General features: G+C 62.8%; 15 protein-coding genes and 1 pseudogene. 9 read left to right on the top strand and 7 right to left on the bottom strand.

The annotated features are described in order from the left end of the window. Positions 1–19 precede the first annotated feature (19 nt). The gene (locus NKJ32_RS28355; protein WP_352829566.1) at positions 20–862 is read right to left on the bottom strand and encodes an SH3 domain-containing protein; all 843 of its coding nucleotides are present in this window, start codon (positions 860–862) and stop codon (positions 20–22) included. Between the two features lie 279 nt (positions 863–1,141). Here NKJ32_RS28355 and NKJ32_RS28350 point away from each other — a divergent pair, with 279 nt between their 5' ends. Then, the gene (locus tag NKJ32_RS28350; RefSeq protein ID WP_352829564.1) at positions 1,142–3,562 is read left to right on the top strand and encodes a DNA/RNA non-specific endonuclease; all 2,421 of its coding nucleotides are present in this window, start codon (positions 1,142–1,144) and stop codon (positions 3,560–3,562) included. Between the two features lie 86 nt (positions 3,563–3,648). Here the strand turns inward: NKJ32_RS28350 and NKJ32_RS28345 are convergent, their stop codons facing one another. Next, on the bottom strand, positions 3,649–4,395 hold the full coding sequence (locus tag NKJ32_RS28345) for a metallophosphoesterase family protein (RefSeq protein ID WP_352797505.1): 747 nt from the start codon (positions 4,393–4,395) through the stop codon (positions 3,649–3,651). 94 nt (positions 4,396–4,489) lie between these two features. Beyond that, positions 4,490–4,843 carry an ArsR/SmtB family transcription factor gene (locus NKJ32_RS28340; protein WP_352457526.1) on the bottom strand — a complete coding sequence of 118 codons (354 nt, stop codon included), beginning with the start codon at positions 4,841–4,843 and terminating at the stop codon, positions 4,490–4,492. 193 nt (positions 4,844–5,036) lie between these two features. Here NKJ32_RS28340 and NKJ32_RS28335 point away from each other — a divergent pair, with 193 nt between their 5' ends. Beyond that, positions 5,037–6,215: an MFS transporter gene (locus NKJ32_RS28335; RefSeq protein WP_352829562.1), complete on the top strand. Its 1,179-nt coding sequence runs from the start codon at positions 5,037–5,039 to the stop codon at positions 6,213–6,215. Positions 6,216–6,361: 146 nt separating this feature from the next. Next, positions 6,362–6,529 carry a hypothetical protein gene (locus NKJ32_RS28330; RefSeq protein ID WP_352829560.1) on the top strand — a complete coding sequence of 56 codons (168 nt, stop codon included), beginning with the start codon at positions 6,362–6,364 and terminating at the stop codon, positions 6,527–6,529. An 18-nt stretch (positions 6,530–6,547) separates the two neighbouring features. Here NKJ32_RS28330 and NKJ32_RS28325 read toward each other — a convergent pair whose 3' ends face one another. Beyond that, positions 6,548–7,147: a LysE family translocator gene (locus tag NKJ32_RS28325; protein ID WP_352829558.1), complete on the bottom strand. Its 600-nt coding sequence runs from the start codon at positions 7,145–7,147 to the stop codon at positions 6,548–6,550. A 53-nt stretch (positions 7,148–7,200) separates the two neighbouring features. Between NKJ32_RS28325 and NKJ32_RS28320 the strand changes: the two are divergent. Continuing rightward, a pseudogene (locus NKJ32_RS28320) lies at positions 7,201–8,119 on the top strand (LysR family transcriptional regulator). A 53-nt stretch (positions 8,120–8,172) separates the two neighbouring features. Here the strand turns inward: NKJ32_RS28320 and NKJ32_RS28315 are convergent. Further along, entirely contained in the window at positions 8,173–8,826 is a 654-nt protein-coding gene (locus NKJ32_RS28315; RefSeq protein WP_352797501.1) for a dihydrofolate reductase family protein, read from the bottom strand. Positions 8,827–8,979: 153 nt separating this feature from the next. After that, the gene (locus tag NKJ32_RS28310; RefSeq protein WP_352450711.1) at positions 8,980–10,347 is read right to left on the bottom strand and encodes an Nramp family divalent metal transporter; all 1,368 of its coding nucleotides are present in this window, start codon (positions 10,345–10,347) and stop codon (positions 8,980–8,982) included. 236 nt (positions 10,348–10,583) lie between these two features. Between NKJ32_RS28310 and mntR the strand changes: the two genes are divergently transcribed. The 3 genes from mntR (at position 10,584) to NKJ32_RS28295 (ending at position 13,604) form a co-directional block, all read left to right on the top strand. Further along, positions 10,584–11,039 (top strand): manganese-binding transcriptional regulator MntR, encoded by a 456-nt coding sequence (gene mntR, locus NKJ32_RS28305; protein ID WP_023678308.1) that lies wholly within the window; start codon positions 10,584–10,586, stop codon positions 11,037–11,039. A 225-nt stretch (positions 11,040–11,264) separates the two neighbouring features. After that, positions 11,265–12,182, top strand: coding sequence for a KPN_02809 family neutral zinc metallopeptidase (ypfJ, locus tag NKJ32_RS28300; protein ID WP_352683791.1), 918 nt, complete (start codon positions 11,265–11,267; stop codon positions 12,180–12,182). A 153-nt stretch (positions 12,183–12,335) separates the two neighbouring features. Beyond that, on the top strand, positions 12,336–13,604 hold the full coding sequence (locus NKJ32_RS28295; RefSeq protein ID WP_352705376.1) for a TCR/Tet family MFS transporter: 1,269 nt from the start codon (positions 12,336–12,338) through the stop codon (positions 13,602–13,604). 54 nt (positions 13,605–13,658) lie between these two features. On the opposite strand, the gene carA is transcribed toward NKJ32_RS28295, so the two are convergent. Further along, positions 13,659–14,876 (bottom strand): glutamine-hydrolyzing carbamoyl-phosphate synthase small subunit, encoded by a 1,218-nt coding sequence (gene carA / locus NKJ32_RS28290; RefSeq protein WP_084641355.1) that lies wholly within the window; start codon positions 14,874–14,876, stop codon positions 13,659–13,661. Positions 14,877–15,195: 319 nt separating this feature from the next. Here carA and NKJ32_RS28285 point away from each other — a divergent pair, with 319 nt between their 5' ends. Continuing rightward, entirely contained in the window at positions 15,196–15,645 is a 450-nt protein-coding gene (locus NKJ32_RS28285; RefSeq protein ID WP_023678304.1) for a GatB/YqeY domain-containing protein, read from the top strand. Between the two features lie 56 nt (positions 15,646–15,701). Further along, positions 15,702–16,259: a GNAT family N-acetyltransferase gene (locus NKJ32_RS28280; RefSeq protein ID WP_352757111.1), complete on the top strand. Its 558-nt coding sequence runs from the start codon at positions 15,702–15,704 to the stop codon at positions 16,257–16,259. Position 16,260 lies beyond the last annotated feature (1 nt).

Raw genomic sequence — 16,260 nt, 5'->3', positions numbered from 1 at the left:
GCCGGCGTCTCGAATCTATCTAGCCTCCCAGCGCCAACTGGTCCGTGATCTCGAAGCGTTCGGAAGCACCGACGCGGATCATGTTCAGGCTGCCCTCGCGGGTGAAGCGGAATTCGCCGGGCGCGTCCGCACCGGCCGGCTTGCCGGCCTGGAAGCTGATGATGCGCGTGCCGCCATCGGGCCAGGTCACGGTCACGTCGGTTTTGTCGCCGGTGCGCGCGACGCCTGCCTTGCAGCTGGTCATTGGCTGGCCGAGATAGCGCGCACAAGGAATGACGTTGCCAGCACCTGGGACCGGTGTCCCCGGCGGCTGCAGCCGCGCAACGGTCTGCGCGTCGGCCGGAGGCGCCGCATTGACCGCGCCGAAATTCCGGACGGGGTCCGCAGCCACGGGCGGCGATCCATCAACCTGTCCAGTCGAGGGGTTTCCAGCGGCCAGGGCCAGGCGGTAAGCGTCCTCGATCGCCACCTTGCCGATTGCGTCAGCGGAGTTCAGCGTCGTTTCGGGACCGGTTGCGCCGAGGCGCGTTGTCAGATCGGGCAGCGGTTGAGAGGCAGGGCTCTCCGTATCGGCCGCCGCCTGGGGCGTCACTTGCTGGGGATTGATAGGGTCGAGGTAGCGTGCGGGAGCCCATCCGCTCAGCTTCGGGTCGTCAATGTCTTCAACCTTGCACCATTTGTAACCGCTGATGTCGCCGCAGCCGAGATTTTTCACGCTCGAACCGCTCGGCAGCCGCGCCTCGATCTTGCCCATGGCCGACGCCGTGGCGCGCACGTTCAGGAGATCATCCGGAGCAAGACCCGTCACAATCGAGATAATGGGCTCCGGCTCCTGGCCGTTGGCCGGCAACTCCGCCAGCATCAGCGAGCGGCAACCATCGCAAGCAGCGTCGTCGGGAGTGTTACTGTGCGCCTAATCATCTGCCATGGCGGTAGGTTCAATTGCCGAAGGCGCGGCCAGGCACGAAAGCGCCATCGCACGCCAGCCGGTTTTTATAGGCGACGAGACGGCGCTGTGTAAGCCCGAAAAGGTGCCGCGTGTTGAATCGCGACCAGGCCACTTCCGTGAACTAACAGCCGGCAAAATATTGCACATTTCATGTAAATATGCACTCTCTCAAGTAAGGTTGAGGAGGGAAATATGGTCGACCTTGAAATATTTGCGCAGGTGGAAAACATAGTTCGCCAGCGTATCAAGAAAACGCGCGCCGAGATTGAGGCTTCACTTGGTCACATCGCCAACGGCAATCCGCTGGCCGCCGAACAGACCCTCTCCAGGCGCCTCGACAGGTTGCAGGTAAAGGCGTCGCTCAGCCGCACCGAAGCGGAGATGATATCGGCAGCGATCGACATGAGGTCTGCCGGGGAAAGAAAGGCCGCCGCCAAGCAGCCAGGGCCGGAGGCAATTCTCGGCCCAACGCTCGATTTCATCGGGATCGCATTCCTCGAGCGTGGGCGCCGTGCTGCCGATGCGGTTGGCCGCGTTGCCTTTCTCAACGGCAATCCACAAGGATCGGGTTTTCTGGTCGGGCCAAGGCTGTTCCTCACAAACAACCATGTGATTTCGTCGCCGGCGGATTCCCGGCGCTTCCAGGTCCAGTTCGATTATGAGCAGGACGGTGCGAATGCCGTGCGTACGCCGACGACGTTCCTGTTCGATCCTGAATCCTGTTTCGTGACCGATAGCATAGAGGGTCTGGACTATACGCTGATCGGAGTTGGCGAGCGGCGTTCCGGTCCAAAGGAACTGGGGGAGTTCGGTTTTATCTCGCTGTCGGATGCGCGCGACAAGCATATGCTCGGCGAAATCGCCAACATCGTTCAGCATCCCGATGGCCGCTTCAAGGAACTGGTGTTGCGTGAAAACCGGCTGGTGGCCCGCGACGAAACGGTGCAAGTGCTGCACTATGTCGCCGACACCGAACAGGGTTCGTCCGGCTCCCCGGTCTTCAACAATGAATGGGAACCTATCGCCCTGCACCATTGGGCCGGCCCGTTCCACGAGGTGACGGGCATAGGTGGCTATGCGCTTGCGCGTGAGATCAACGAAGGCATACGGATCAGCGCCATCGTTGACGATCTGGGTGCTAGAAAGTCCAAGCTGCCGGGCTCCTCGGCATCGGCGGTTTCGCGAGCTCTGGCGATTTGGGCCGGCATGCCGCGCATGATGGACGAGACAGTTCGGCTGAACGCCGATATTCGCGAAGATGTGCCGGACAAGCCGGTGCAGCGGCCGGAACCGGATCGCAATCCGCCGGCGACGAGACACAATGCCGATGGCTCGGTCACCTGGACTTTTCCCGTCGAGATAAATGTCCGGGCGCCGCTGATCGACGGAGGCGATGCGAGACTAAACGACGGCAAAGGCCCGGCAAGCGAACCCGGGAAGGTGGCCATCGCCGAGGCCGCGGGTTGGAAAACAGAGGATTTCGACGATCGTGGAGGGTATGAGCCCGGCTTCATACCGGGCTTTGTCCTGGCAATGCCGACGGTTGCCAATTCACCCTACCGGTTGGCCAAAAACCTTCTTGCCAAACCGGGAGAGGACCCACACGAATTGCGCTACCATCATTTTTCGATCTTGATGAACGCCGATCGCAGGCTTGCCTTCGTCACCGCCTGCAATATCGATGGATCCCGCACCAAGGCGGTCAATCGTGAGGACAAGACGGTCATCGACAACCCGTCGCTTGTCGAATTGGGGGTGGAGTCGATTTCCGGTTCGGAAGCCAGCGATGCTTTCCGGCCGGATCGGCGCATCGACCTTGGCGAGCAGATGAACCAGGAATTCTATTCGAGCCAGAATGTGCCTGGATTTCCCGTCGCAAAATCCAAGGAACGAATCGCTCGAATGTTCCAGAAGGGCCATATTACACTTCGCGGCGACCCCGCATGGGGCGTCGATCAGGAGGCGGTCGCGGCAGAACGCGACACGTTCTTTTATACCAATGCTGCGCCGCAAGTCGGCTTCTTCAATCAAGGAAGCTCGCTTAACCATCCCGGCTCCAAAGGGAAGTTGAGATGGCGCGCGGTAGAAACCTATGTGCTGCGCAACGCCTATACGACGCGAGGCCGTGTCACGGTGTTTGCCGGGCCAGTGTTCGGCGAGGACGATCCTCCCTACCGCTTCGACAGCCATGTTCCGCTGAAGTTCTGGAAGATCGCGCTGTGGTCCGATCAAGCTGGCCTGCGCGCCATCGCGTTGCTTGCGGACCAGAAGCCGGTTTTGGAAGTGATGCCCGAAGCGTTCGGCGAGCGTGCCGAGGCATTCGATGACCCGCTTGAAATTGCCAGGGTATCGGAGTTCCTTTCGACGGTGGCCGAGATTGAAGAGCTGACCGGCCTGAACTTTGGCCAGCAGGTGCGCGACGCCGACATTCGGGCCGGTTCCGAATCCGCCCCAGCACAGACTTTCAACCCAACGCAACTAGCGCCCAAGACGTCACGGCCAAAGGCTTCGGCGACCAAGACTTCGACGTCCAAGACTTCGACGTCCAAGACTTCGGCGGCCAGCGCCCGACGTCCTGCCAAGCGATCGAAGCGATCGGCGTCTGACGACTGAAGATTGGACCGGTCGCGACTTCTGCCGCTCGAAGGCGGTCATCCGTTCAGCTAGGCATGAGCAAGCTCAGCCTGGGATGAGCAAGCTCAGCCCGGCATGAAGCCGGTGCGCAGCGCGTGAGCCCATTCGGGCCGTCCCGCCTGCTCGGCCTGATACGCCGCCGCCTCATGGTCATAGTCGACGGCGATGGATTCGAAACGATCGGGATGCAAGTCGACGATGCCGTAGCGGGCGTGCGGCGAACCCTGTTCGGAGACATGCGCCGGCGGGGTTGAATCGTCATAGGCGGGGCAGCCGATGCTACCCGGATTGAAGATGACCGGACCGCCGGGAATGCGGACCAGCTCGCTGCGATGGCTGTGGCCGCAAAGCATGATGCGGCAGGCGGCATCGATCGCGCCGAGCCGCCGCTCGATGGCGACCAGCGGCGCGCGCACCAGCCGGCCGTCGACGATCGCGTCAGTCAGGTATTTTTCGTCGTGGTCGGGCCGGGCGTGGAAGGCGAGTATGCCGGGCGCCACCTCCAGCATGACGGGCAGCGCAAATAGCGCCTCGCGTTGGCCTGCGGTCAGCCGTTCCTGCGCGTAGCGGTCGGACGGCCACATGGTCTCGTCGGCGGTGTCGCGGGCAACGCGGCGGTCGTGGTTGCCGCGCACCGTCGGCAGGTCGAGCGTCTCGAGCCGCTCCATGGTCTCGCGCGGCCAGAGCGGGCCGGAAACGCAATCGCCGAGATTGACGATGAGGTCGGCGCCGCCGCGCTGCCGCAGATCATTGAGCACGGCGTCGAGCGCCAGGACATTGCCGTGGATGTCGGCGAGGACGGCAATGCGCATGGCAGGCTCCGTTAATTGGAATGGCTGGAGGGCGGGTGAAGCTACTTTGCTCGCCTCGCGAGGCGGGCGAGAGCGGAACCCAGCTTCGGGTCGTTCAGGCGCGGACTTCGATCTCGTGGCCGCCGACCGCCGGCAACGATGCGTCGCCGGCCGCGGCAATAACACTGTCGAGCAGGCCCGGGAAGCGGCGGTCGAGATCGTCACGACGCAGCGTGATCAGCCGGCTGGTTCCAACCGCCTCGGTGCGGGTGACGCCGGCCTCACGCAGCTTGGCCAAATGGTAGCTCAGATTGGTCTTCGAGCAGAGATCGAGGAACCGGCTGCAATTCAGCGGAACGCCCTCTTTGCTGGCGAGATAGCGCACGATGGCCAGTCGCGTCGGGTCGCCAAGCACGGCAAGCACGTTCGGCAGGCTGATCTGGTCGGCGGTGGGATGGGGCAAGGTCATGCCCAGGAATTAAGCACATTCGGAGCCGATTTCAACGCATCTCCTCTCGTGGCTAATGGACACATAGTTTCGTCCCGTCGCCCCGTCCTGACACCGGGCTGTCAGGATGGTTCGGCTATTTTGCAGCGGCTTTATTGACATCATGCCCTGTTATGTCCAATTGTTCAATAACCTTTGAACTAAGGAAATTGCCATGGATAAGCGCCTCATCTGGCTTGCGCTCGGATCGTTCACGATTTCGACCGAAGGTTTCGTCATCTCCAGCCTTTTGCCCGACATTGCAAAGGATTCCGCCATCTCCGTTCCGCTCGCCGGCACGCTGATCACCGCGTTTGCGCTCGCCTATGCGATCGGCACGCCGATCCTGGCAACGCTGACCGGCGAATGGGACCGGCGCCGCGTCATCCTGTGGACGCTGGTGTTCTTCGTGTTGGGCAACGTCGCCGCGGCGCTAAGCTCCTCCTTCGAATTGCTGTTGATCGCGCGCATCGTCATGGCGCTGTCGTCAGGCTTGTTCGCGGCGACCGCACAGGGAACGGCCGTTGCGCTTGTCGACGATCATCACCGCGCCCGCGCCATTGCCGTGGTCGTCGGCGGCACTACGGTTGCGGTCGCGGTCGGAGCACCGCTCGGCGCGCTCGTTGCGACGGTTGCCGGCTGGCGCGGCACCTTCTTTGCCATCGCCGGCCTTGGTGCGCTCGCCGGCGCGATCCTGTGGTACCGGCTGCCGCGCGGCATCGTCGGCACCAGGCTGCCGCTCCGGATGCGGCTGGCAGCGGCACTTCGCCCCGGCGTCATGCCTATCCTGGTGACGACCATCCTGGCCCTGATCGGCGCCTTCACCGTCTTTGCCTTTGTCGCGCCGCTCGCGATCGAAGGCGGCGGACTGAACCCGATCGCGCTTCCCGGAATGCTGCTCGCTTTCGGCGTTGGCGCGGTCATCGGCAATATCGGCGGCGGTCAGGCCGCCGACCGTTTCGGCGCGACGCGCACCGTCTGCTGGTCACTGGCGCTGAGTGCCGCGATGCTGGTCACGTTTTCGCTGATCCCGATGTTCCTGCCGCGCGAGATCGCCGGGCCGGCATTGATGGCCATGATGGTGCCGTGGGGCATCGTCGGCTGGGCATTCCCGCCGGCGCAGGCCAGCCGCATCATCAAGCTGGCGCCCGATGCCGCGCCAATCGTGCTGTCGCTGAACGCTTCGGCGCTCTATCTCGGCGTGGCACTGGGTGCCGTGGTCGGCGCCGCGGTGCTGCGCTATGGCGCACCGGCCGACCTCGGCGTGGTCGCGGCGGCATTCCCGATCATTGGTCTGGGCGTGGTGCTGGCGGGCCATCTGGCGGCGCGACCGGTGGCGATGCCGGCCGAGTAAGGCTTGTTAGCAAAGCTTGGCTGCCGGCCGCCGATAGTTCAAGTCGCGGCGGCGGTGCGTCAAAATCCAGCGCGGCGATTTCGTCCAGTGCCGAATTCTGGGAAGTTGCCGGAAGCGACCTCGCCGACGTTCCGCAAGAAATCGTCATGACCGCCGACGATCTGGTCGATGCAGCGCTGGTTGGCCTGGAAAAAGGTGAAGGATTCACGGCACCGGGTCTTGCCGATATTGCCGGGGGGTGCCTTTCTTCGCGTCCGCAAGGCTTCTTCGGCAGTCTTCTGGCGGGCAAGCCGGCGGCGCGTTACGCTGCCTGACATGGCTAAAGACTGATCTTACGCTGTCCGCCACATCGGGATGATCGAGGCGGCCAGCAGCAGGCCAAGCACGGCGTTGAGCATGCGCCACTGCCGCTCGGTTCGCAGCAACCGGGCGAGCAGCGTGCCCGCCACGCACCACGCCGCCAGCGATAGGGCCGCTGCAAGGCCGAAGACCGTGCCGAGCAGCACGGCGAGCTGCAGCGGCCCGTTGGCGAGCGCGGCAAAGGATGCCGCCGCTCCCAGCCCCATGGCCCGGCCCTTTGGGTTCATCCATTGCAGGCCGGCGCCGCCCAAAAAGCTGTTCGGCTTTGCCATGGCCACGTCCAGGTTGGGCGGACCGCTGCGGCCGATCTTGAGGGCAAGCCACGTCAGATAGAGGGTACCGGCCATTTTCATTGCCAGTTGCAGCGAAGGAGCGGCAGCCAGCAGACTGGCGAGCCCGGCAGCACCTGCCGCAGCCACCGTGGCCAAGCCGGCCGCACTCCCGGCCATCAGCGGGATAGAGCGGCGAAAGCCGAACTGCGCGCCGGACGCCGTCGATAAGGTCGTGGCCATGCCGGGCGTTGAGGTTGAGACCAGCGCGAACAGGACGAGGGGAAGGACGGTTTCAAACATGCTGCTTCCTTTGAAGCCTGCACGGTAGGCTGTTTGGCTCATCAGTAAATGCAATGTTTGCTATGATCTCTATTAGCAAATATAATAGCCGGATGCTCCGCAACCTCGATACTGCCCTGGTTCGAACCTTCGTCACCGTTGCCGACAAGGCCAGCATGACGGCGGCGGCCAACGCGCTGCATTTGACGCAAGGTGCCGTCAGCCAGCAGATCAAGCGTTTGGAAGAGGTTCTCGGCTGCAGCCTGTTCGATCGCGATCGGCGCGGATTGCGATTGACCCGCTCCGGCGAGCGATTGTTCGGCAAGGGCAAGCGCCTGCTTTCCCTCAATGACGAGATCCTGGCGGAGATGGCGGGCGATGCGGTTGCCGGTCAGGTGCGGCTCGGGGTGCCGTACGACCTTGTCGGCACCTTGCTTGCGCCGGTGCTGAAGGCCTATGCCGAGGCCTATCCGCAGGTCGAGATCTCGCTTGTCTGTGCTTCGTCGCCAGAGTTGGCCGCAGCCTTGGCGACCGGCACTATCCGGCACTATAGAGCTCGCGGTGATCGAGGAGCCGATCGGTCGGTCGGCCGGTGAATGCCTTGTTGTCGACCGGCTGGTCTGGGTCGGCGCCAAAGGCGGCGCCGCCCGCGGCAAGCGGCCCTTGCCGGTTTCGATGGTCGCCGAGACCTGTGCGTTCCGCCCGGTGGTGCTGGAGGCGCTTAACGAGCATGGGCTGGAATGGCGCACCGTATTCGAAAACGGCAGCATCGACGCGACGACGGCGACGGTGCGTTCGGACTTGGCCGTCACCACCTGGTTGGCGTCGACCGTGCCTGTCGACCTCGACATTTTGGCCAACGATCCGGAGCTGCCGTCATTGCCGAATTTTTCGATCAATCTGCATTTGCCGAAGCACGACGTCGCGCCGGCTGCACTGGCATTCGCGGGCCACCTCCGCGATGGGTTGGCAGGGCGACGAGAGGCGGCTTAAAAACAGCAAAAAGGACGGCCAGTGTTCAGCCGTCCTTGATCGCCCCGCGGCATCTACTTCCAGTTCTTGCGCCGCTCGATCTCGGCTTCGGACGGCTGCTCCGTGGCAAATGACCCGGTCTTGATCTCGCCGGAGCGTTCATAGCTCGCCATGAGGACGCCGGTGGTCGATGCCTGCGAACGGGTCAGCTTGAAGGCGGCAGGTATCGTGCCGCTGCCGAACAGTTTTTTGCCCTTGCCCAGCACCAGCGGGAAGATCAGCAAGCTGATCTCGTCGATCAGGTCATTGGCGAGCAAGGTCTGGATCAGCTCGCTCGATCCCTGAATGAGCAGGTCAGGGCCGTCCTCCTGCTTCATCCGGCGCAACGTCGCCACGACATCGCTGCCGAGCGGCTGGCTGTTTTGCCAGGACAGCGAATCCGGCCTGTGCGTCGCCACATATTTGGTGACGGCGTTGAAGCTGTCGGCGATCGGATCATTCTTCTGATAAGGCCAGTGGGCGGCGAAGATGTCGTAAGTCTTGCGGCCGAGAAGCAGCGCGAACGGTTTTGAAAACGTCTCGCCCATCGCGGCGCCCATCACATCGTCCCAGTAGTGAAACGTCCAGCCGCCGAAATTGAAGCCGCCGACAGGGTCCTCTTGCGGGCCGCCGGGCGCCTGCATGACGCCGTCGAGGCTGACGAATGTTGCGGCGATGATCTTCCTCATTGGAGCTCCCTTTCCCTGATCCGTGCCGTCATGGCCGGAGTTCGAGCCAAGGACGGGCGAACGGACATTTATCCGACAGCGGCCGGCAAATTTCCAGGGTTGGAAGGGCGGATGACTGCCGACCTTATCGTCTCAGCTTGGAGCCGAGAACGCTCAGCCCAAGCCAACGACCGTATCGTAGAGCAGCTTGAAGTTGAGCACCAGGATGAGCCCGGCGACCACCCAGGCCAGCACGGCAACGGCGCGGGAAATGGCGAAATTGCCCATCTTGCGCTTGTCCGAGACGAACTGCACCAGCGGTACGACAGCGAAGGGGAGCTGCATCGACAGGATTACCTGGCTGAAGACCAGCAACTGGCCGGTTCCCTTCTCGCCATAGAGCGCGGTGACCACCACCACCGGGATGATGGCGATGCCGCGCGTCAGCAGGCGGCGCGCCCATTGCGGGATGCGCAGCCGCAAGAACCCTTCCATCACGATCTGGCCGGCGAGCGTCGCCGTCACCGTCGAGTTCAGGCCGGAGGCGAGCAGCGCTACGGCAAACAGGATGGAAGCGATGCCGAGGCCAAGCAGCGGCGACAGAAGCTCGAAGGCCTGGCCGATCTCGGCAACGTCATGATGACCGGTGCCGTGGAACGCCACCGCCGACACGATCAGGATGGAAGCATTGACGAACAACGCCAGTATCAGCGCGATGGTCGAGTCGGTCGTCGCCCATTTGATGGCGTCGCGCTTACCGCGATCGGTGCGCTCATAGGCGCGGGTCTGCACGATCGAGGAATGCAGATAGAGATTGTGCGGCATCACCGTGGCGCCGATGATGCCGATGGCGATGTAGAGCATGGCCGGATTGGTGACGATCTCGGACGACGGCACGAACATCGCGTGCAGGATGGAGCCGACCGGCGGGGCGGCGGCAAAGATCTGAATGGCGAAGCAGCCGAAGATGATAATCAAAAGCGCTATGATGAAGGCCTCGAGGAAACGGAAGCCCTTGTTCATCAGCAGCAGCAGCAGGAAGGCATCGAGCGCGGTGATAATGGCGCCGCCGATCAGCGGAATCCCGAACAGCAGTTGCAAGGCGATCGCCGTGCCAATGACCTCGGCCAGGTCGCAGGCAATGATGGCCAATTCGCAAGCGACCCAAAGCATGAAATTGACCGGTCGCGGATAATAGGCGCGGCACGCCTGCGCAAGGTCGCGGCCGGTGGCGATGCCGAGCCGGGCGGCGAGTGCCTGCAGCAGGATCGCCATCAGGTTCGACAACATGATGATGAAAAGCAGCGTGTAGCCGAATTGGGCCCCGCCGGCGAGGTCGGTCGCCCAATTGCCCGGATCCATATAGCCGACCGAAACCATGTAGCCCGGCCCCATGAAGGCGAACAGCCGGCGAAGCCAGATCCCCGAGTGCGGCACCGCGATCGTTGCGTTGACTTCGCGAAGGCTGGGCTGCTCGTCGTCCTCCGGGCGGGCAAATCGCCACATGGACCGGGGGGCTGAGGTGGCTTCGGCTTCCGACATGAAATGGCTTTCCGCTGGAACGATCGATGTTGTCTCCTTATCTATGCCACGGCTGAACATTATGCAATATGCTATATTTCATTGTCTGAGCTTTTTCTTGTGGCCGCTTGGCCGTGCGGCCGGAACGGCAGTGAACGCCGGTTGCGCCGGCCACCGAATGGAAATAAACGGCCAGAACCAATAGGGTTCCGTGTTATGACCGCAATGTCGATTCAAACTGCCGGGAGGAGCGCGTATTGGCGCTGAAGAAAAGACCGGTTCCTCGCGAAAAGCCGCTGCCTGACGCAGAAATCCACTCGGAAGGCTTCAGGCAGACGCGTGAAGCGCGCCGCAGCGCGCTGGTCGAGGATTATGTCGAGCTCATCGCCGACCTGATCGAGGATGGCAACGAGGCGCGCCAGGTCGATATCGCGGCACGGCTCGGCGTCGCTCAGCCGACGGTGGCGAAAATGCTGACGCGGCTGTGCGCCGACGGGCTGGTCTCCCGGAAGCCTTATCGCGGCGTGTTCCTGACCGATGCCGGCCGCAAGGTTGCGGAAGAGAGCCGCATTCGCCACCAGACCGTCGAGGCCTTCCTGCGCTCGCTCGGGGTCAGCGCCGAGACGGCGCGCATCGACGCCGAGGGCATCGAGCATCATGTCAGCGCCGAGACGCTCGAAGCCTTTCGCAAGGCAATAATCGCCGCCCGCTGAAAAGCACGGCCAGCGTATCTCTTCGCGCGACTCTCGCTTCCCATGAGCAGGGTGAACGGCACAGACCTTGCGATGTCTCGGCCAGAGCAGGCAAGCGTCAGCAAGCATTGCTTGTTCGCACGAAAAATACTGTGACTTGGCGTAACCGTTGAGATAATTGTTGTCGTGTCCGATCGAACCGGGACACGGCCCGATCGGCCGGAAAATTGCATCACGGGGGTTGCCATGCTCTGGAAGGGCCGTCGTCAGAGTGACAATGTCGAGGACGAGCGCGGCCAGAGCGGCGGGCTTGGCGGCGGGCCGGGGCAGTTTCGCATCCCGATCGGCGGTCGCGCCGGCGGCGGCGGCATGTCGGGCATTATCATCGTAGGGTTGATTTTCCTGGCAGGGTGGTATTTCGGCTTCGACCCGAGTCAGATCCTCGATAACAGCGGCTTGCAGCCCGGCGGCGGCCAGATCACCGACAATAGCGGCGAGCAAGACGGCGGCACCGGTGCGCCGGCATCCGACGAGATGAAGCAGTTCGTGTCGACCGTGCTGGCCGAGACCGAGGATACCTGGACTGGTATTTTCCAGTCCGAGGGCCTGACCTATCAAGATCCAAAACTGGTCCTGTTCAGCGGCCAGATTCGCTCCGCCTGCGGTTCTGCCTCGTCAGCGGCCGGACCATTCTACTGTCCCAACGATCGCAAGGTCTATCTCGACACCACCTTCTTCCAGCAACTCGATCAGCAGTTCGGTGCCTCAGGCGATTTCGCACAGGCCTATGTGATTGCGCATGAGGTCGGCCATCACGTGCAGAACCTGGTCGGCATCCTGCCCAAATTCAACCAGATGCGGCAGAGCATGGGCGAAGCGGACGCCAACCACATGTCGGTGCAGGTCGAGCTCCAGGCCGACTGCTTTGCCGGCATTTGGGCACATTTCACCGGCCAGAAGGGCATTTTGGAGCAGGGCGACATGGCGGAGGCACTGAACGCCGCCAAGCAGATCGGCGACGACACGCTGCAGAAGAAGATGCAGGGCTACGTCGTGCCGGAAAGCTTCAACCACGGAACGTCGCAGCAGCGGCAGACCTGGCTGGCGCGCGGCTTCCAGAACGGCAAGCTTTCGGACTGCGACACGTTCAACAACCCGATCTGAACCGCCGGTTTTCTCGCTAATCCGAGAGACTGGATCGCAGTCAGGGGATGTCAGGATGAAAGCACTCGGCCCGTTCCCTCATTGTTCCCAGCGATGTGCTCGCCTATAAGGTGTGTTCCCGTTCGCTCGGGCGGCCCGAGGAGATATACCATCATGATAGACCCCAAAACCGCCAGGCGGGGCCTTGCGCTTGTTTTCACCACCCTGCTGCTCGACATCATCGGCTTCGGCATCATCATGCCGGTGCTGCCGGCCTATCTCAGGGAATTGACCGGCGTCGGCATCAGTGAGGCGGCTATCGAGGGCGGCTGGCTGTTCTTCGTCTATGCGGCGATGCAGTTCGTTTTCGCACCAGTGATGGGCGGGTTGAGCGACCGGTTCGGGCGGCGGCCAATTCTGCTCGCCTCGGTGCTGACGTTCGCTATCGACAATCTGATCTGCGCTATCGCCTGGTCCTATCCGATGCTGTTCATCGGCCGCGTGCTGGCCGGCATTTCCGGCGCCAGTTATTCCACGACATCGGCGTTCATTGCCGACATCTCGACCGACGAAAATCGTGCGAAGAATTTCGGGCTGCTCGGCATTGCTTTCGGCGTCGGCTTCGTCATAGGGCCGGTTCTGGGCGGGTTGCTCGGCACGTTCGGGCCGCGTGTGCCGTTCTATTTCGCTGCCGGGCTTGCTTTCGCAAACTTTCTGATCGCGCTGTTTCTGTTGCCGGAAACACTTGATAACAAGCACCGTCGCCGCTTCGAGTGGAAACGCGCGAACCCGGTCGGCACGCTCGTCCAGATGCGCAACTACGAAGGTATCGGCTGGATCGGACTTGTCTTCTTTCTGATGACGCTGGGGCACATGATGTATCCTGCGGTCTGGTCGTTCGTCTCCAGTTATCGCTATGGCTGGAGCGAACAACAGATCGGCTTCTCGCTCGGCGCTTTCGGCCTGTGCGGGGCGATCGTCATGGCGACAGTCCTGCCGCGCGTGATCCCTAAGCTTGGCGAGTGGAAGACGGCGGTAATCGGTCTGGCATTTACCGCACTCAGCGCCTTCGGCTACGCCTTCGCGTCACAAGGCTGGATGATCTATGCAGTGATCGTCGTTGGATGTCTCGAGGCGTTGGCCGACCCGCCGCTCAGAAGCCTGGCGGCCGCCAAGGTGCCACCTTCCGCCCAGGGCGAACTCCAGGGCGCGATGACCTCGATCTTCTCGATCACCTCGATCATCACGCCGCTGCTTTATACGGCGATCTTTTCCTGGTTCACGGGGCCGAGCGCGCCGGTGGTTTTCGGCGGTGCCCCGTATCTGCTCGGCGCGATTTTCCTCACGCTGGCGCTCGTCGTCTTCGTCACCAGGGTGGCCAAGCCGACGCCGAAGGAAGTCAAACGCATGCACGCGCAGGAAGCGGTGACAGACGGGGCTTGATCGGCGCCGGGAGCCCGGCCGGCGCCGTCAATCAAATCCGTTTTTACGCATGCGCTAAACACGCTCGGCCAGTGCCGGCTCGCCGCGCTTTTCGCGGATGAGATTGACGAAGCGGCGAAACAGATAGTGCGAATCCTGCGGGCCGGGCGAGGCTTCGGGATGATGCTGGACCGAGAAGACCGGCCTGCCGGTGAGCGCAATGCCGCAATTCGAACCGTCGAACAGCGAGACATGCGTTTCCTCGACGCCGCTCGGCAATGAGTCGGCGTCGACGGCAAAGCCATGGTTCATCGAGACGATTTCGACCTTGCCGGTGGTGTGATCCTTGACGGGATGATTGGCGCCGTGGTGGCCCTGATGCATTTTTGCGGTCTTGCCGCCCAGCGCCAGCGCCAGCATCTGGTGGCCGAGGCAGATGCCGAAAAGCGGGATTTCGGTCTTCAACAGATCCTGGATGACCGGAACGGCGTAGTCGCCGGTGGCTTCCGGATCGCCAGGGCCGTTGGATAGAAAAATGCCGTCGGGCCGCATCGCCAGGATCTCCTCGGCGCCGGTTTTTGCCGGCACCACAGTGACCTTGGCGCCGAGGCCGGCCAGCAGGCGCAATATGTTGCGCTTGACGCCGTAGTCGACGGCAACGACGTGCATCGACGGATCAGCCTGTTCGCCAAAGCCCTCGTTCCAGACCCAGGGCGTCTCGCGCCAGACCGAGGACTGGCCGGAGGTCACCTCCTTGGCGAGATCAAGCCCGATGAGCCCTGACCATGCGGCGGCGCGGCGCTTGAGGTCATCGACGTCGAAGATACCGTCGGGCGCGTGCGCGATGACGGCATTGGGCATGCCCTTTTCGCGGATCAGCGCGGTCAGCGCCCGCGTGTCGATGCCTGAAAGTGCGACGATGCCGCGCTTCTTCAGCCACTGGTCGAGACCGGTTCCGGCGCGGTAATTCGACGGGTTGGTGACATCGGCCTTGAACACGGCGCCGACCGCGCCGGCGCGGGCCAGCGGGTTGAGGTCCTCGATGTCTTCGTCATTGGTGCCGATATTGCCGATATGCGGAAAGGTGAAAGTGACGATCTGGCCGGCATAGGATGGGTCGGTGAGTATCTCCTGGTAGCCGGTCAGCGCGGTGTTGAAGCAGACCTCGGCGACGGCGGAGCCGGTGGCGCCCAGACCGCGGCCCTCTATGACAGTGCCGTCGGCCAGCACCAGCAGGGCTGTCGGCCTCTCGCTGGCCCAAGGGGGGGTCGACGCGGCTGTCATCGTTGCCATGGCGGCACTCCTAAAGGTCGCGCCCTCAGTCGGCGCAACAAAAGGCGCGAAGCGGCGATCTCACAGCCTCGGCGCGCTAAGTTTTCATTTGTGCCTGTCGTTGCCCAAAACCGCTACGCATTTTTGGGCGACGTGCACTAGAATTCAATTCATGCAAGGCCCAGTACATAGGGGAAGGCGCCAAGGCGGTCAATGATGCCGCGCCGTGCGTGCCTGGATTTATTTCGTCGAATAATATCAGCGGTTTGCCGGACGCTATCGAATTTGCCTTGAGCTATCGGCACGACTATTGTCCGCGGCATTCGAAGGAGAAAGCACCATGCGAGGCAAAATCGCCGAATCCCTGAAGAGTGCGATGAAGGCGCAGGACAAGCGCCGGCTGCCGACATTGCGGCTGATCCAGGCGGCCATTCATGATCGCGACATCGCCAATCGCGGCGCCGGCAAGGAGCCGGCCAGCGACGACGAAATCCTGCAGATCCTGGCCAAGATGGTGAAGCAGCGCGAAGAGTCGGCCAAGGCGTTCGATGACGGCAAGCGGCCGGAGCTTGCAGCGCAGGAGCGCGACGAGATGGCCATCATCCGCGACTTCCTGCCGACGCAACTGGGTCAGGCCGAGACGGAAAGCGCCGTCCGTTCCGCCATCGCCGAGACCGGCGCCAGCGGCGTCAAGGATATGGGCAAGGTGATGGCGGCGCTCAAGGAGAAATACGCCGGTCAGATGGATTTTTCCAAGGCGAGCGGCATCGTCAAGAGCCTGCTTCAGTAAGCTGCCGAAGGCCCTTGCCGTCGCGCCCGCAATCCGGCAGCCAAAAGCTCGCGCCCGTGATCGAACTCGTCAAACCGGCGCTTGAACACCTGCCGTCCTACAAGGCGGCCCTCGAGCGCGGCTGGTCGCCGGACAATGTGCGGCTGCTCGACACGACGCGCGAGCAGCTTGCGGCTATCGAAAAGGATCCAGCGACTTTCCTTGGCGATCTCGACGATTCCGATGGCAAGGGACCGCCGATCACCTTGCCCGACGGTTCGACAGTGCCGCGGCTGCCCGGATTCCGGCGCTGGATCTGGGACGGGGAAGTCGCAGGCTCAATCGGCCTGCGCTGGCAGCACGGCACCGCGGCGCTGCCGTCGCATGTGCTCGGCCACATCGGCTATGCGGTGGTGCCGTGGAAACGGGGACGCGGCTATGCGACCGAGGCGCTGCGGCTGATGCTGGTGGAGGCGAGGGCGGTTGGCCTGCCCTTCGTCGAAATCACCTGCAAGCCTCACAATGTGCCCTCGCAGAAGGTCGTTCTGGCCAATGGCGGCCGGCTCGTCGGGCGTTTCTTCGAGGACGCTGCCTATGGCGGCGCGGAAAGCCTGCGCTACCGGATCGATCTGTAGC

The sequence above is a fragment of the Mesorhizobium sp. M0159 genome (assembly GCF_040322295.1).
Taxonomy (GTDB): Bacteria; Pseudomonadota; Alphaproteobacteria; order Rhizobiales; family Rhizobiaceae; genus Mesorhizobium.
The sequence above is the reverse complement of the archived record's forward strand: the minus strand, read 5'-3'. Positions and strand labels throughout refer to the sequence as shown.

Coding starts and splice junctions, on each gene's coding strand:
- NKJ32_RS28325 (WP_352829558.1), bottom strand. CDS start 7,147: ATGTTTGAAACCGTCCTTCCCCTCGTCCTGTTCGCGCTGGTCTCAACC.
- NKJ32_RS28295 (WP_352705376.1), top strand. CDS start 12,336: ATGATAGACCCCAAAACCGCCAGGCGGGGCCTTGCGCTTGTTTTCACC.
- NKJ32_RS28345 (WP_352797505.1), bottom strand. CDS start 4,395: ATGCGCATTGCCGTCCTCGCCGACATCCACGGCAATGTCCTGGCGCTC.
- NKJ32_RS28350 (WP_352829564.1), top strand. CDS start 1,142: ATGGTCGACCTTGAAATATTTGCGCAGGTGGAAAACATAGTTCGCCAG.
- NKJ32_RS28355 (WP_352829566.1), bottom strand. CDS start 862: ATGCTGGCGGAGTTGCCGGCCAACGGCCAGGAGCCGGAGCCCATTATC.
- NKJ32_RS28285 (WP_023678304.1), top strand. CDS start 15,196: ATGCGAGGCAAAATCGCCGAATCCCTGAAGAGTGCGATGAAGGCGCAG.
- NKJ32_RS28315 (WP_352797501.1), bottom strand. CDS start 8,826: ATGAGGAAGATCATCGCCGCAACATTCGTCAGCCTCGACGGCGTCATG.
- NKJ32_RS28335 (WP_352829562.1), top strand. CDS start 5,037: ATGGATAAGCGCCTCATCTGGCTTGCGCTCGGATCGTTCACGATTTCG.
- carA (WP_084641355.1), bottom strand. CDS start 14,876: ATGGCAACGATGACAGCCGCGTCGACCCCCCCTTGGGCCAGCGAGAGG.
- NKJ32_RS28310 (WP_352450711.1), bottom strand. CDS start 10,347: ATGTCGGAAGCCGAAGCCACCTCAGCCCCCCGGTCCATGTGGCGATTT.
- NKJ32_RS28340 (WP_352457526.1), bottom strand. CDS start 4,843: ATGACCTTGCCCCATCCCACCGCCGACCAGATCAGCCTGCCGAACGTG.
- ypfJ (WP_352683791.1), top strand. CDS start 11,265: ATGCTCTGGAAGGGCCGTCGTCAGAGTGACAATGTCGAGGACGAGCGC.
- NKJ32_RS28330 (WP_352829560.1), top strand. CDS start 6,362: ATGACCGCCGACGATCTGGTCGATGCAGCGCTGGTTGGCCTGGAAAAA.